Here is a 15,761-nt window from a genome sequence, read left to right on the forward strand (position 1 = left end):
GGCCCTATGTGCACATCGGCCTCGCCCCGGCGGCGGCAGGGTTTGATATTTTCGACAACGCCCTTGGCACAGACATCGCCGGTCCGAACGCGGCGGGCGAACGCATCCGGGTGACAGGTCTGATCACAGACGGCACCGGCCACCCGGTCAAAGACGCCCTGTTCGAGGTCTGGCAGGCCAATGCCAGCGGTGTCTATGCCCATCCCGAAAGCCCCGGCACTGTCGAGGAGGGCTTTCGCGGCTGGGGCCGTGTGATCACCGATTTCGAGACCGGCGCGTGGTCTTTTGACACCGTCAGGCCCGGGCCGGTGCCGGGCCGCAACGGCCAGCTCCAGGCCCCGCACCTCAACCTCTGGATTGTCGCGCGCGGCATCAACACCGGGCTGAACACGCGGATGTATTTCGCCGATGAACCCGACGCCAACGCGGCAGACCCGGTGCTGAACCTGATCGAAGGGGACAACCGCCGCGCCACGCTGATTGCAGCGCGCGATGACACCGGCGATATGCCGCTTTACCGCTTTGACATCCGCCTGCAGGGCGATCAGGAAACGGTGTTTTTTGACATCTGATACGCGGGGCCTGCGGGGCTGAACCCCGGCCCTGCCCCGGTCTCAGTCTTCAAAGGCTGTCGGAAACATGTCCTGCCAGAAGGTCACGATGCCCTGCGCGTTCAGCGCGGACATCCAGCCGTGGCGTTCAAAATCGGCGCGGGCGGCGGCATCCTCGATCCCGGCCAGAAACATGCGTTTGTCTGCATCGCGCTGTGTGGGCGTCCGGGCGGCGGCCAGATCGCGCACAATGCCCAGGCGGCGCGCCCGCGTGCCCGTGGGGGCCGCTGCGGCGGGCGCACCCCCCTGCCCCGCGTAATCATCACGCAGCGCGGCCGCCAGGTATTTCGCCGGGCTCCTGACGTCGGCCTGTGTGGCCACGTAATCCAGCTTGCCTGCGACCATTTCCTCGCCGTGCTGCGCCAGCCACTGACGCGCCAGCCGGTCGCTGATGCCCATGCCGCGCAGCCGCTCATACACCGGCGCCCGGCGCAGCCCTGCCCCGTCGTCCAGATCCAGAATGGCCAGCTGCGGGTTGGGCGCGATGGCAAACCGGATGTCGGTGACCGCCCTGCCCCGTTTGCGCACTTCGGGCGTGATCACGATGTTGCTGGTGCGGTTCACCTCTGCCACCGCCGGTTTGATGATCTTGGCATTGAGATGTTTGTAGGTCTCGTAATACGTGCTGTCATCCACGCCCATCAGCCGCCGGAACGTGTCCAGCGACCACCAGCCCGTGCTGCCCGTGCGGTGAAAGCGGTAACAGTTCTCATACAGTGCCAGCGCGTGGCCGCTGGTGAACCGCCGCTGGATGTTCAGGTTGATCAGCGCAAAGACCTTGGGGTCTGCCAGCTTTTCGGCCAGGGCCTGGGAATAGGCATATTCACAGACCCCGCCTTTCAGCTTTGCATAGCTCAGCAGGCTGGACACGCCCCATTCCTGCTGTCCGGCCTCGTCCAGCATGTCCCATTCCGCAACCGTTTCCGCCAGCCCCCGCAGCGACTGTTTCAGCGTGTCGAAATCGTTGGAGTTATACCCCACCATCAGGCACAGCGTTCGTGCATCCATCTGGAAACTGCGCGCCTGGGTCAGCGTGTCATAGGCGTTGAGCAGCAGCACATTGCTCAGCTTGCGCTGCAGCAGTGTCAGCTTGCCCGAGACATGAATCGCCGCGACATGTTTTTTCACCTCGCCCCGTCGGAGCGACCCTGTAAGCTTATCGCGGGGGATATCCTGCATCGTATCTGCGCCTGTGCCCGGTCGGCCTCTGCGGGCCATTGCGGGGCAGTCTAGGCGAAAAGGCACCCGTTCTCAATCCGCTTGTGGATACTTTTGGGCTGTGGTGCATTCTGGTCAAAGGTACCTGTCTGCGGGATGGTCTGACCGCGCGGAGTCCTGTATCAGTCTCTGTAGCGAGATTTAGAGCCTGCATCCCGCGAATCGGTGCCTTTGCGCACGTATTCTGGTACGCCTTGTCCTGTATCCAGGTGCCTTTTGTCCTGTATCCGTACACCCAAAAGCATTCAGGCCGTTGAAGATAAACAGATATTATTGCGTAAAGAGTCTAAAGCTCTTAAAGATATTAAACAGCAGCCGGGTGTTTTTCGTATATTTTCAAAGGGATTGATTCCCATATCGCCCATGATGTGAGATAGTTCTGCGAAAGTAACAATAATAATCTGACATTGGCAGCCGAGCATGACATCACGCGATAAGCCACCCCTCCCCCCCTATTTCGGGATTGATCCCGCACAGGCCGCTGGCCGTCTGCCTGATCCTGTCGGAACCACACGATTCGCGAAAGCCGCCGCTTTCGCCTCCAGAGGCCGGGAGGAGCTGGCCCGCGCAGGGCATGCGCCCGACGGTCGCAAGCGTCTGCGGCGCTTCTCCACCTGGGAGGTCTGCCGCTATCTTATTCCCGTGGCGCCTGCCCATTTCCGGCGCGTGCTCAAGGTGCAGCCGGAGCTGCCTCAGGGTGTCGGAGAGGGCAACTCCAAGTGGTTCACGCTCGAGGACGTCATGGCGCTCCGGGACCACTTTGCCAGCGAGGGTGCCGCCCACCGCGAGTACCGCCCCTACCGGCCCGAGGGGCTGGACGCCAAGATCCTCGCGGTGGCCAATTTCAAGGGCGGCGTGGGCAAGACATCCACCTGCGCGCATCTGGCGATGAGTGCAGCGCTCGATGGCTATAAGGTGCTGGTGATCGATCTGGACAGCCAGGGCTCCATGACTTCGATCATGGGCGGCCAGGTCGAGGACGAATGGTCGACCGCCTTTCCTATTCTGGCGCGGGATTTTGCGCAGAATCTGCTGGATGAAAACAAGGTCCGGGAGGCGCGCGGCGAGGCGCCGGTGCCTCTGGACGAGACCCTGACAGAGGCGCTGGAGGTTTCGCCGCGAAACCTCATCCAGCCCACGCACTGGTCGAATATCGATCTGATCGGGGCTCAGCTGAACCTCTACTGGGCGGAGTTTCAGGTGCCCGTCTGGCGCATGCAGAACCGGTCCTGGGCGCTGTGGGATGCGCTGCTGAACGGGCTGGAAAGCGACGGTATTCTCAAGGACTATGACCTCATTTTCCTCGATACGCCCCCTGCCCTTGGGTACCTGACGATCAACGCGCTTTCGGCGGCGGATATCCTGATTGTGCCGCTTGGGGCGTCCTTTCTGGAGTTCGATTCCACGGGGCGTTTTTTCGATATGCTCTACTCGACTTTTGCCAGTATCGAGGAGGGTGAAAACGCGCAGCGGCGCAAGCTGGGCCTGGAGGATGTGCGCTTTGAATGGGACGCGGTGCGGACCCTGATCACCCGTTTTGACGCCGCCCAGCAGACCGATCTGGCGAATGTGATCCAGGCCTATTTCGGCGATCTGATGACGACCTTCCGGCAGGATATGACGGCCATGGTCGGCCAGGCAGGCGAGCAGGTGAACGGGATTTACGAGGCGGATTACCGCGACTTTAACCGCGATACATATGTGCGCGGACGTGAGACATTTGACCAGACCTGGGCCGAGATCAAAGAGCTGATCATCGGGGCCTGGTGGAAGGATGAGAGGGAGGCGCGCAATGGCGAAGCGTAGAAAAGTATCGGCCCCGAGCGCTGATGATCTGGACCGGATCGAGGCGGAGTTTCGCCGCGAAACCCCGGCAGCGTCCGGTGCGTTAGCGCCAATTTCACAGGTTTCTGCTGAGAGCGCCCGGGCCGCAGAGGTGCTGCCCGCCGAAACACGCGCGGCCCAGGAGAAAGACCGCACGGATGCCGAAGCGCTGCGGGCCGCACAGGAGGACGGCAGGGTCATCGTGGAGATCCCGCTCGATCAGATCGCGGCGGATGCCATGGTGCGGGACCGCACGGTGATCGACCCGTCGGAGATGGAGGAGCTGAAATCCTCTATCGCGGCGCACGGGCTGCGCCTGCCGGTGGAGGTCTTTGCGATGGCCGGGGAGGCAGAGCAGCCTTATGGGCTGTTGTCGGGCTACAGACGGCTCTGGGCGGTGCGCGAACTGCTGGCGCTGACCGGGCAGGACAAATACAAATCGATCCGGGCACTGGTGCGCGACCCGGACGCCCTGGGCGGCAGCTTTGCCGCGATGGTCGAGGAAAACGAGATCCGGGCGCAGCTGTCGCATTACGAGCGTGGGCGCATCGCGGTGGTGGCCGCACAGCAGGGCGTTTTTGCCAGCGTCGAGGACGCGGTGGCGGCGCTTTTCAGAATGGCGAGCAAGGCAAAGCGCTCCAAGATCAGATCCTTTTCGGTGATCTTTGAGGAGCTGGGCGACATGCTGGAATTCCCCGAGAACCTGAAAGAGCGGGACGGGCTGCGCCTGTCCAATGCGCTGCGCAACGGGGCGGAACTGGCGCTGCGGGACGCGCTGAGCGTGGCGCAGCCGGCAACGCCGCAGGAGGAGTGGGAGGCCCTGGCCCCGGTGATCGAGGCGCATGAACTGGCGGTGACGGACACGTCGCGGGGCGGGCGGCCCAAAAAGGACAAACCGCGCACCGGCTGGGTGGCGCATAACACGCTGCGCCTGTCGAGCGGTGTGACGCTGCAATCGGGGCAGGACAGCGACGGCCATGTGATCCGCATCAAAGGCACGCCGGTCAATTCGGTGCTGGTGGAACGGGCGATGGAGCATCTGCAGTATCTGTTCGAAAAGGGGTAGGGCGGTCGGACGGGGGCCTGTGCGCCTGTGACACCGAAAAACAGGCCCTGCAGGGCGAAAAACGGTGAATCCGCTGATTTAACCTTGTAATTCTTCCACCTGATGGCATAAATGCAAGGTATGCTACCCCGGATACACCATGCACAGATCGAAAAGGCCCTGTCTGAGCAGGCGGGTGTTGTGCTGCTGGGGCCGCGCCAGGTGGGCAAGACCACGCTGGCGCTGGACATCGCAGAGACGCGGGATGCGGCCTATCTGGACATGGAACGCCCTGCGGACCGCCAGGTGCTGGAAGAGCCGGACCTGTATCTGGACGAGCAGGCGGGCCGCCTGGTGGTGATCGACGAAGTGCAGCTGATGCCGGGGCTTTTCGGGGCGCTGCGCGGCCAGATCGACCGCCGCCGCAGGGCAGGGCACCGCACGGGGCAGTTTCTGCTGCTGGGTTCGGCCTCGGACAGTCTGTTGCAGCAAAGCGCGGAATCGCTCGCAGGCCGTGTGCGGTATCATGAACTCACACCGCTGATGCTGGAGGAAGCAGGGCAGGGGGCGTTGCAGCAGCTGTGGCTGCGCGGCGGGTTCCCCGACAGTTTTCTGGCCACATCGGACCGGGCCAGCCTGACCTGGCGCGCGGATTTCATCCGCACCTATCTGGAGCGGGATATCCCGGCCTTTGGTCTGCGCATCCCGTCCGAGACGCTGCGGCGGTTCTGGACGATGCTGGCGCATGAGCAGGGCGGGCTGCTGAATGCCGCGCGCCTGGCGGCGGGGCTGGGCGTGTCGGGGCAGAGCGTGGCGCGGTACCTGGACCTGCTGGTTGATCTGATGCTGGTGCGGCGCCTGCCGCCCTGGCATGCCAATGCGGGCAAACGGCTGGTGAAATCGCCCAAAGTCTACATCCGCGACGCAGGGCTGGCCCATGCGCTGCTGGGGGTGGAAACACCCGAGGCGCTGCTGGGGCATCCGGTGGTCGGCGGCTCCTGGGAGGGGTTCTGTATCGAGAACCTGATTGCCGCCGCCCCCCGGGGCACGGAGGCTGCCTTTTACCGATCGTCTGCGGGGGCGGAGATTGATCTGATCCTGACCCTGCCGGGCGGGGCGCTCTGGGCCATCGAGATCAAGCGGACCACAGCGCCCAAGGTGACGCGCGGGTTTCATACGGCGGCCGCAGAGCTGGAGGCCGCAGAGCGGTTGCTGGTCTATGCGGGCGGGCGCGAGGTGCCGGGGCAGGGCGGTCTGCGGGCCATGCCGCTGGCGGCGGCCACAGCGCGTCTGCGGGCCCTGTAAGCGGCCAGGATGCGGTGATTTAAGGCGCCCGGCGGACCGGTTCGCCTTATCCTCAACAGCGCCATTGCGTGCTCAACCTGGGATAGCTATCGTGATCTGCATAAATTAACGATTTTTTAACGTGTTATTCCAACGGAGGGAACGGATTATGAACAGGGTTGAAGTGCTTGAGCTGGAGGGCGGTCAGACCCTCGGCATCGAGGTGGATGTTCTGATCGAGGATGTGGACGACACGCTGGTGTCGACGCGCGGGGGCGATCCCAACACGGTTGCATTTTCCGAGGCGATGGACCGCATTAAGCCGATGGCCAACCAGCTGATCGGCACGCTGAAAGATCTGGCAGAAACGCCCGATACGGTGGCGGTCAAGTTCGGTCTGAAACTGAGCGCGGGCGCGGGTGTAATTGTCGCCAAAGCCTCGACAGAGGCGAATTTCGAGGTGTCGCTGACCTGGACCAAAGGCGGCTGACCGGGCGGCCCGATGAGAACCGAAGCCCTTGAGACGGTCGTCCGTTTTCTGAATACGGCGGGCGATAAATGGGTCGGCACCGGGTTTCTTGTGCCGCCCGAAAAGGGCAGCCAGGGCGTTTATGTGATGACCTGTGCGCATGTGGTGGCAGAGGCCCTCGGTGACGCGGCGATCGGAACCCGCGCAGAGGCGCCGGAGGGGACGCTGTCGCTGATCTTTCGCGATCAGACGCAGGAGGTGTATCAGGCGCGCGTTGTGCCCGGCAGCTGGCGGCCCGCGCCCGAAAAGGCGACTGATCCCGGCGGGGCCATTGATATTGCGGTGCTGGAAGTGCTGGAGCTGGAAGCGCGGCCCGACGGAACGCGCTGGCCCAGTTTTTCGGACAAACCAAAGAGCGGCCAGCCGATGATCGCCTTTGGTCCGCGCCGCCGCGGCCATACGGCGCTGAGCAAAAAGGCGCACTGGCCGCGGGGCATGCTGACCGAGCCCAACCGCAGCGACGAGATCGAGTTCCTGATGAAAGGCGACATCAACGACAACATCATTTTCGGCGGGTTTTCGGGCGGGCCGCTGACGGCATCGGGAACCTATGAGGTGCTGGGCATGGTCCGGTCGGTGCAGAGCGGCGAGAGCCGGCGCGCCTATGCCATTCCGGTCAGCCTGCTGGCGGAGGTGTGGAAACCCATGCTGGCGCGGCGCGCCCGCCCGCAGTCGAGCCTGCACCCGGTGTTTGATCTGATCGCGCGCGAAAGCCAGGCTGATATCGTGTCCCGGGCCACCCGGCTGCGCATCGAGGCGCGCACCGAGCAGGGCACGGGCCATGCGCCGATGACATTTCTGGTCTGTGGCCCTTTTGACGAGGACCATGCGCATATGAACCGCCGGGCCTTTCTGGAGATCGCGGAACACCGCGAGCGCGGGCCGGACGGGGCGGCGGACATCAGTTACCGCCCGCTGAAATTCCCCGACGGACACAGCGCGGAAGAACGGCTCCTGCTGTTGCGCGAGGGGCTGCTGAAAGGCTCGAACGCGGCAGGAACCTCGACCGAAGAGCTGCGCACCGCGCTGGAGCTTGCCTCGCCCGACGGATGGCTTTTTCACCTGACGCTGCGCCAGGACGTGAGCGACGAGGACGCATCGGTGCTGCGCGGGTTTCTGGACATCTGGGACGAGATTGCCGCGACGGCGGCCTGTGAGCTCTACCTGCATCTGTCGTTTACCTATGACAGCGCGCAGAACACCGATTGCGGGGCCGCGACCCTGCACACGACACTCATATCAGAACCCGACACGGATTTTGTGAACCTGCCGCCCCTGCAGCCCGTGGGCCCCGAGGAGATTGCATTCTGGAGCCAGAAAATCCACGCCGACGGGCTGATCGAGGATGACGCGGTGGCGTCAGAGCTGATGTTCCGGGTGGAAGACCTGCTGGAGGGCAGACCTAGCCTGCCCATGCGCCAGCTGCGCCGCAAAATCACGCGCGAAAAAATCGACCCGGCCAATCTGTGACGGACAGAACGTAAAAGACATCTGAAGGAGAAACGCAGTGACAGGTCCCTATACCGGCCAACCCGGCAAAAAGGCGGCGGTGCCCACGGAGTTCAACACCAGCCTGCGCTCAGATCTGGAAAAACCCGAAGGATATCTGCCCGCGCCGGATCTGGTCACCGCGGTCAATGCAGCCGTTCTGCTGGGCCAGCCTCTGCTGCTCAACGGTGAGCCGGGCACGGGCAAATCGGCGCTGGCGGATGCGGTGGCGCATGAGCTGAACCTGGAGCCGGTGTTGCGGGTCAACTGCAAGGCGGATATCCGGTCTGTCGATCTTTTTTACTACTTTGACCATATCCGGCGTCTGCACGAGGCAAATGACCCCGAAAAACGCAGCACACCACCCGAAGATTACGTGAAACTTCAGGGGCTGGGTGCGGCCATCGTGCGGGCGGCGGGGGCGGATGCCATGGCCGAGCCGCTGCGTCAGGGTGTGCCCGCGCGCGCCCTGGGCGAGATTTTCCCCGAACTGAACCTGGGCGCACCGGCGCAGTCTGTGGTGCTGATTGACGAGATCGACAAAGCCTCGCGCGATGTGCCCAATGACATTCTGGTCGAGATCGACACCATGCGGTTTGACCTGCCCGAACTGGGCATCCGCATCCAGGCGGACACCGGGCGCAAACCGCTGGTGATCATCACCTCGAATTCGGAAAAATCGCTGCCTGCGCCGTTTCTGCGGCGCTGTGTGTTCTATACCATTCCCTTTCCGGCGCTGCCGCATGAGGAGGTGCCGAAAACCGAAGGTGACCGCCCGCCCTATACGCTCGAAGAGATCGTAGTGTCGCGCCTGCGCAATCTGCGGGGCACCGCATTGCTGACCGACGGGCTGGACCTGTTTTCGCGGCTGCGGGACAACACGCGGTTCGAGCAGCGCCCCTCTCCGGCGGAGTTCATGAACTGGCTGCTCTATATGCGCCATCACACCGGGACAGAGACGCACCCGCGCAGCGTGGCCGACCTGGTGCGCAAATCGGTGCCGATCCTGCTCAAAAGTGACAGGGACAGGCGCACGGGCATGGTCGTGATTGAAAACTGGCTCAGGGGGGACTGATACCCGATGGACGGGGCCGCCGACACCATGATGCCCGATCCGGGTCTGGACAGGCTCGGGGCCACTGTGCCGGATCTCTATATCGGGCCGGGTGACTATGTCCGCATCCATACCTATCTGACCGGACTGATTGATCAGGGCTGGCAGCCGCAGAGCACTGCGGATTATGGGCCGCATATGGCCATGCTGCTGGCGCGGGACGAGAGCGAGGAGCGCGCGATCCGGGCGTTTTACGCCGACGATGACGCGCTGCTGGCCGATCCGGACCCGGTGGTGGAACTGGCCCCGCTGCAGGCGCCGGATGACACCGAAGCGCGCGTTCTGCTGGGGCAGAAACGGGTCATGGCCTTTCTGCTGTTTCTGGGCGTGTCGGTCATTGTCACGCTGACCCTGTGGCAGACAGGCTGGCTGGACATTGTCAATACGGTGCCGGCGGAGACCGAAGACCTGATTGAAAATCCTGATCTGCCTGGTCCGGCCGGTCCGGGGGAGGCCCCGGAGGTTGTCGAGGAAATAGCCGAAGCCGTCGCCTTTGCGGTGACGGGGCAGGGGATGTTGCGGGGGTTGCTGATGCTGCTGCCGCTGGGGCTGGCGGGCTGGCTGATGTACCGCGCGGCGACGCGGCAGGCGGGGATTGACCCCGAGGCGGCAAAGGGCCTGCATGAGGCGGAGAAAAAGCGCCTGCCGGGGCCGGATCATACCGGGCTGCTGACGAGCCCCTTTCTGACCTCTTCGATGGGGCTGTTGCGGCTGCGGCGCGAGCAGACGTCGACACGGATTGACCCCGAGCGCACGGCCAGCCTGGCCGCGCGTACCGCGGGCCGCGCGATCACCCTGGCCTGGATGTCGGAATCGCACAGCGTGGCGCATCTGGTGCTGGTTGACCGGCGCAATCAGACAGATCATCTGGGCGCGCTGGGGGATCTGGTGCTGGAGCGGCTGCAACAGGCCGGTGTCGAGGCGCAGGCCTATGATCTGCTGGCCGATCCCAGCCGTCTGATCCGCTGCCGGACGCCGGTGACAGAGGCGGCGACGATCCGCAGTGCGGCGGCCCTGTCGGATGAGCACCGGGGGGATGTGGTGGTTTTTGTGGCCGAGGCCGGGCGGCTGCTGGACCGGTTCGGGCGGTCGCTGGCGCCCTGGGTTGCAGGCTATGGGGCGCCGCGCATGCTGGCGCTGATGACGCCGCGCCCGCGCGCGCACTGGGGCCGGGCAGAGCGGACCCTGATCGATATGGGGGTTGCCGTTTTCCCGATCTCTGCCGCCGGGGTGCGGGACTATGTGCGCTACCGGGTGGCCAGTCTGAGCGAGCGCCCGCAGGCCGTGCCAGAGGCCTCGCCCGAGGTGCCGTCCTGGTCCCTGTCAGAGGCTGTCGAAGAGGTCGAGGAGGCGGATCAGGACGAGGACGCGCGCGAGGATGCGGTTTTTGCGCTGCAGTCGGCGCTGAGCCCGCGGGCCTTTGGGTTGCTGTCGGTGCTGAGTATTTTCCCGCTGCTGCTGCCAGAGCTGACACTGCGGATGCGCAAACTGCTGTTTGAGGGTGGGGCAGGGGCCACGGATATTGTGGCAGAGCTGTCGGCCCTGCCCTGGTTTCGCGAGGGGCGGCTGCCGTTCTGGCTGCGTGTCAGCCTGGTGTCCGGCCTGCCCGAGGCGCGCGGGGCTGCGGCCCGTGATGTGATCGAGGCCTTTCAGTCGGATATCGGCGACGGGCTGGAGGCCGAGCGGACGCTGGCGCTGGCGCGCCGTCCGGACCGGCTGCGCCAGTTTCTGGGCAGTTTTGGCCCGAAAGTGGCCCATGAGATCACCACGGACGCGATTTTCACCCGTTTTATGAAGGCCGAGGATGTGACCGGCCTGACCGTGCGGGCCCGCGGCGAGATGGGCGACGATCTGCGCTGGAGAATGCGCGCGCAGCTGGCGGTCTATGCCGGCGCCGGGCTGCTGATGAGCTTTGCCATGTGGTTTGTGGCCCCGACGCTGATCTTTGCCGCCCAGGGTGGTCTGCTGTGGATCGGGCGGACCTTTGCGCAGGAACTTCAGGCGCTTTCTTTCGGGCCCACGCGGTTTTACTGTCTGCTGTTTATCCTGACGCTGATTGCGATGGCGGACCGGCAGGTGCCGCGCATCCCCTGGCTGAAGCTGACGCGGGCGCCGGCGGTGCTGGCCTGTATCGCGCTGGCGGTTCTTGATCTCGCGCTGATTTCCGAAGCGCTGGACAGTCGTACAGACCCCCGGAATTCATGGAGTACCACCAGTGTTCAGGGGCTTGCGCTGACGGCCTTTCTGCTGATCCTGGCGCTGCGCAAACGCAGCAGCCAGCCGTTTGACCCGGTGTTCTATGCCAGCGAGCGGCGCATTCCGCAGCTGCTGGCCGGGTTCGCGCTGCTTTTGGCGACAAACGTCTTTGTGGCTTTCGCGATCATATTTATCGGGGGGGTATTTGAAGATCTGGAAGTTCAGATGTCGGTTGCCATGGCGGTCAGTGCCTTTGTGCTGATGGTGCATGTGCTGACGCCGCATGCGGTGACGCTGCGCCGCAGGTGGCGGGTATGGCTGTCGGCAACGGGGAGCCTGTTGCCGCTCAGTCTGGTGTTCACGGGTGCGATACTGTTGTCAGACGTCAGTCAGTCGCTTTTCAGTAACGGCATATCTCTGGAAAGTCTGGTGCTGATGCTCCTCATCCTGCTCCTGCCGGTACTCTATCAGGCGCGGCTGATCCGGCTGCGCTACTGGGTCGTTATCGCGGCAGCCTTTCTGGGCGTGTTTCTGTTCGAAGATCAGTTTGGCCGGGAGGTTGCTGATTTTCTGGGCGCTGTTAACCGTCCGGGGTCATTTCTGGCGACCTACGTGCCGCCTGCTGTCACCCTGACGCTGTGTGGTGTGATCCTGTGGCGCTATCTGGCGTGGCGGTGGGTGCTGATCCGCTGGGTGATATTGTACTGCACACTGGCCGTTGCTGGTATCCTGTTGCAGCCGCTGATCAGCACGCTGGGGTCTGAGGAGATCATTATCATACCCCCGCCTGAGCCCCTGACCAGCGAGGTGCCCACACAGAATGAACCCTCTGCCATCGTGCCGCCGGACAACAACACCGCGCTGCAGCAGTTGCCTGCGGATGTCGGGAAAAGCGCGGACCCGGAACAGAATTTCGCCGATGACCCGCCTGTCCTGCTCGAAGAGCCGGTGGTCATTGTTGAAGAAGCAGAGTCCTTTGCATTGTTCGGTGCCGTGGTGGACAGTCTGCTGCTGACCTGCATCGTGATCTTTGTGACCTTTGCCCATCTTTTCTGGCTGAGGCACAAGAGGATCGCGGAAAACCCCTGGCGCGCCGGCCCTGTCTGGGCGCTTTATCTCACACCGGTCGCGATGCTGCCGGGGCTGACCTTTGCCGTGACAGACGCGCTTCGCCTCGACCTGTCCCTGCTTGCCCCCGCGATTGCGGTGCTGCTGGCCCAGAGGTTTGGCTACTGGGGTCTGATGGCCTTTATCTTTGGCGGGCTCACCTGGTCGGTTCAGGTCTTTCAGGTGGCGGAATTCCTCAGCTGGGGGGCCTCGCCGGATCTGCTGATTGTCTCTGTCATGATTGCGCGCCTGTTCGTCGAGCCCGGGCATTTCACCCGTGTTCTGTCACGCGACACCATCCGGCCCGGGCAATATGTGATGATCGGCCTTTTTCTGCTGCTGCCAGAGTTCAGTTATGGTTTCGGACCTATGGGCATATCCCTGGAGTATGAGGATATCATTCTGCTGGGCGGGTTCATGATCGGGATGACCGGCGTGCCCCTGCTGCGGCCTGTGCTTTTTGTGATTGGTATGGCCGCTCTGCGCGGCATGCTGAACCAGCTGGACAGTTTTATCGTGTTCAGCAACATCTTTGGCGACCGCGCCTATAACAGCATCACTGTTATGGAAATTCTGCTCGCGGTGGTGGCGATTTTCCTGGGGCGCGGGCTGCACAATATCGCGCTTTACCGTACGGCGGCCCCCTATGCACCCTGGCGTATCTTCAGTCTGTTCCAGGAGCTGCCGGGCAGTATTATTCACATCTGCTGGTTGCAGACGACGCTGCTGGTCATCATCTGTGCGGATATTCTGGATTTTTCCGTGGACACCGGAACGTTCCGCCTGACCTCCGATACCTTTCTGGCGTCGCTTGCCGCCTTTGCGCTGGGTGCGCATTATGCGATGAGCTACAGACAGAACCTGCAGACGAAACTTGCCTATCTGCAGCCCGTCGCCTTTGCCTTTATTGCCTTTTATCTGAGCGGCGGCTTTGCCGGCGGGGTTCCTGAAGTGCTTTTTGATCTCGTTGGCGTGTTTTCAGTCGGTGGCATCGAAATCAGGTTCGACAGTTTTGATCCGCTCAACCCCCTGGCGCATTTTGCAGCCTTTGTCGCCGGGTCCATTGTAACCGGGGGGACGGAATGGTTCCGCAAACCGGTGCTGCGCGATGTCACGCTCTGGGTGCCTTTTAAGGAAAAATATGATGACAGCATCACAGGAATCTGAGCCGGACCCTTCCGAGACCCCCGGGGCGGCGCAACCGCGCCAGACGCTGCGGGATCGGATCAAAAGCACCATGCGGTCGCCGCCGCCGCGGGAGGATGAGCGCGCGAAAGAAGCCATGCGCCGGCTGGAAGAGGCGACGCTCAAAACCGCGCAGGAGGCAGCAGAGCGGCGGCAGGAACGTACAGACGAAAAAGTACGTTTTGAACGGCGGCTGGCTGACGAGCTTGGTCTGGAAAAGGCCTTTGACCTCGCAAGTAACGAAGATCTGGTTCAGGAAGATATGCGTCTGATCCTGAACCAGACCGTGGTGCACCGCGGCGGCCCCTGGAATGGTCAGCGCGAAATAAGGCAGGCCGAAGTCAGCCGGTTCCGACAGGCCTTTCAGAACAGTGCCCCGCCGGGTTGGTTCCCGCATGAACCAAAATCGACGGGCAGGGACCTGAAAACCTTTGATTTCGGGATCGACCGTGTGATCACGCTTGTGCTGCTGGTCATCCTGCTGGCGCTCTTTTCTGTCTTTGCGACGTATTTCTTTTGAACTGGCCGATATAGTCGTTTTTTGCGATTTCGGGGTTCAGCGGCGGGGGTCGTGTGTGGTCGGACCATGTGTCCGGCAATTGTCAGTATGGCAGGGTCAATGGCGGCGGTGATGGGCCGTCCGACAAGCAGGACAGCACTGCAAAAACAGAGGAAGGTGGGAAATCGCAGGTATAACGAAGATTATGTAATTAATAGCGCCAAATTTTCTACGCTTTTTACAGATTCCGGATTTTTTCCAGGCGCACAGGAAACTACGACCCTTAGCCCGACTCTTTTGCTTCAATTACCGGCCAGACCATGATCGCGCCGGTCATCAATTTTGCTGTTTCAAAACGCGGGCCAGGCATTACGCTGGGACCTGTACACAATGGGCCCCACACACCGGGCCATCACGGGCGGAGCACTATGGCATCAAAGCTGGAACTTGGCATGCAGACCCGCCGCGCGGTGCTGGGGGATGCTCATGTGGACCGCGCAGGCGCGGCAACGACGGAATTCGACCAGCCGTTTCAGACCCTGATCACCGAAGGCGCCTGGGGCACGCTCTGGGCCGATGACACGATCAGCCGCCGCGAACGCTCCATGCTGACCCTCGCCCTGCTGGCCGCCACCGGCAATTTCGACGAGATCCCCATGCACATCCGCGCCACGGCCAACACCGGTGCCTCGCCTGATGACATCATGCAGGCGTTTTTGCATGTGGCCGTCTATGCCGGCGTGCCACGGGCCAACCACGCCATTAAACTGGCAAAAGAAACACTCGCGGGGATGGAGGCAGAGCGATGACCTCCGACGCCGACTACTACCCGCGCGACCGGTCGCTGCACCCCCCTGCCCTGACGCCGTCCTACAAGACATCTGTCACCCGCAGCCCGCGCTGTGCGCTGATCCCGCTCGACCAGACGCCATCCGAAACCACTGGCCCGGTTTTTGGCCATGCCGATATCGACCCGCGCGACAAGGACCTCATCCACAACTACGCCCGGGACGGCCAGAGCGCGATCGGCGAGCGCATCCTGCTGCACGGCCGGGTGCTCGATGAAAACGCGCGGCCGGTGCCGGACACCCTGCTGGAAATCTGGCAGGCCAATGCGGGCGGGCGCTACCGGCACAAAAAAGACACCTACCTTGCCTCCATCGATCCGAATTTCGGGGGCTGTGGCCGCACCATCACCGACGACCAGGGCTGTTACTGTTTCCATACGGTCAAACCCGGCGCCTACCCCTGGCCCAATAATGCGAACAGCTGGCGGCCCGCGCATATTCACCTGTCGCTCTTTGGCACGGCCTTTGCGCAGCGGCTGATCACCCAGTGCTATTTCGAGGGCGATCCTTTTATCCCGCTCTGCCCGATCGTGCAGTCCATCCCCGACGCGGCGGCCATCGACCAGCTTACCGCGCGGCTGGATCTCGACAGCACCATTCCGTTCGATACCGTCGCCTACCGGTTCGACATCGTGCTGCGCGGGCGACGCTCCACGCTTTTTGAAAACCGCCCGGAGGGGAACTGAGATGGATCAGACCCCGGAATACCTGCGCGAAACCGCCTCCCAGACCGCCGGGCCCTATGTGCACATCGGCCTCGCCCCGGCGGCGGCAGGGTTTGATATTTTCGACAACGCCCTTGGCACAGACATC

Annotated in this window: 12 protein-coding genes and 1 pseudogene; 12 read left to right on the top strand and 1 reads right to left on the bottom strand. The window is 63.0% G+C overall.

Annotated elements, in window-relative coordinates:
- The coding region (gene pcaG / locus Q1A34_RS21525) for a protocatechuate 3,4-dioxygenase subunit alpha (RefSeq protein ID WP_300039499.1) at window positions 1–572 on the top strand (572 nt) is incomplete at its 5' end.
- A 42-nt stretch (window positions 573–614) separates the two neighbouring features.
- Here pcaG and Q1A34_RS21530 read toward each other — a convergent pair.
- The gene (locus Q1A34_RS21530; protein ID WP_300039501.1) at window positions 615–1,790 is read right to left on the bottom strand and encodes a replication initiation protein; all 1,176 of its coding nucleotides are present in this window, start codon (window positions 1,788–1,790) and stop codon (window positions 615–617) included.
- A 459-nt stretch (window positions 1,791–2,249) separates the two neighbouring features.
- Here Q1A34_RS21530 and Q1A34_RS21535 point away from each other — a divergent pair, with 459 nt between their 5' ends.
- From Q1A34_RS21535 to Q1A34_RS21585, 11 genes and pseudogenes are all read left to right on the top strand, one after another.
- Window positions 2,250–3,635: an AAA family ATPase gene (locus Q1A34_RS21535; RefSeq protein WP_300039504.1), complete on the top strand. Its 1,386-nt coding sequence runs from the start codon at window positions 2,250–2,252 to the stop codon at window positions 3,633–3,635.
- Window positions 3,622–4,719, top strand: coding sequence for a ParB N-terminal domain-containing protein (locus tag Q1A34_RS21540; RefSeq protein ID WP_300039506.1), 1,098 nt, complete (start codon window positions 3,622–3,624; stop codon window positions 4,717–4,719). The genes Q1A34_RS21535 and Q1A34_RS21540 overlap by 14 nt, the downstream gene beginning before the upstream one ends.
- Before the next feature lie 120 nt (window positions 4,720–4,839).
- Complete coding sequence (locus Q1A34_RS21545) at window positions 4,840–6,003, top strand: ATP-binding protein (RefSeq protein ID WP_300039508.1); 1,164 nt, start codon at window positions 4,840–4,842, stop codon at window positions 6,001–6,003.
- Between the two features lie 148 nt (window positions 6,004–6,151).
- On the top strand, window positions 6,152–6,472 hold the full coding sequence (locus Q1A34_RS21550) for a CU044_2847 family protein (RefSeq protein WP_300039510.1): 321 nt from the start codon (window positions 6,152–6,154) through the stop codon (window positions 6,470–6,472).
- 12 nt (window positions 6,473–6,484) lie between these two features.
- Window positions 6,485–7,981, top strand: coding sequence for a serine protease (locus tag Q1A34_RS21555; protein WP_300039512.1), 1,497 nt, complete (start codon window positions 6,485–6,487; stop codon window positions 7,979–7,981).
- 37 nt (window positions 7,982–8,018) lie between these two features.
- Window positions 8,019–9,074: a MoxR family ATPase gene (locus Q1A34_RS21560; RefSeq protein WP_300039514.1), complete on the top strand. Its 1,056-nt coding sequence runs from the start codon at window positions 8,019–8,021 to the stop codon at window positions 9,072–9,074.
- 6 nt (window positions 9,075–9,080) lie between these two features.
- Window positions 9,081–13,583, top strand: coding sequence for a hypothetical protein (locus tag Q1A34_RS21565; RefSeq protein WP_300039516.1), 4,503 nt, complete (start codon window positions 9,081–9,083; stop codon window positions 13,581–13,583).
- Complete coding sequence (locus Q1A34_RS21570) at window positions 13,561–14,121, top strand: hypothetical protein (protein WP_300039518.1); 561 nt, start codon at window positions 13,561–13,563, stop codon at window positions 14,119–14,121. Before Q1A34_RS21565 ends, Q1A34_RS21570 begins: the two co-directional genes overlap by 23 nt.
- Before the next feature lie 407 nt (window positions 14,122–14,528).
- The gene (gene pcaC, locus Q1A34_RS21575; RefSeq protein ID WP_300039520.1) at window positions 14,529–14,909 is read left to right on the top strand and encodes a 4-carboxymuconolactone decarboxylase; all 381 of its coding nucleotides are present in this window, start codon (window positions 14,529–14,531) and stop codon (window positions 14,907–14,909) included.
- Window positions 14,906–15,634, top strand: coding sequence for a protocatechuate 3,4-dioxygenase subunit beta (gene pcaH / locus Q1A34_RS21580; protein WP_300039522.1), 729 nt, complete (start codon window positions 14,906–14,908; stop codon window positions 15,632–15,634). The genes pcaC and pcaH overlap by 4 nt, the downstream gene beginning before the upstream one ends.
- Window position 15,635: 1 nt before the next feature.
- A pseudogene (locus Q1A34_RS21585) lies at window positions 15,636–15,761 on the top strand (protocatechuate 3,4-dioxygenase subunit alpha); the annotation flags it as partial.

The organism is uncultured Roseobacter sp. (genome assembly GCF_947491795.1).
In the GTDB taxonomy this organism is placed as follows: domain Bacteria; phylum Pseudomonadota; class Alphaproteobacteria; order Rhodobacterales; family Rhodobacteraceae; genus Roseobacter.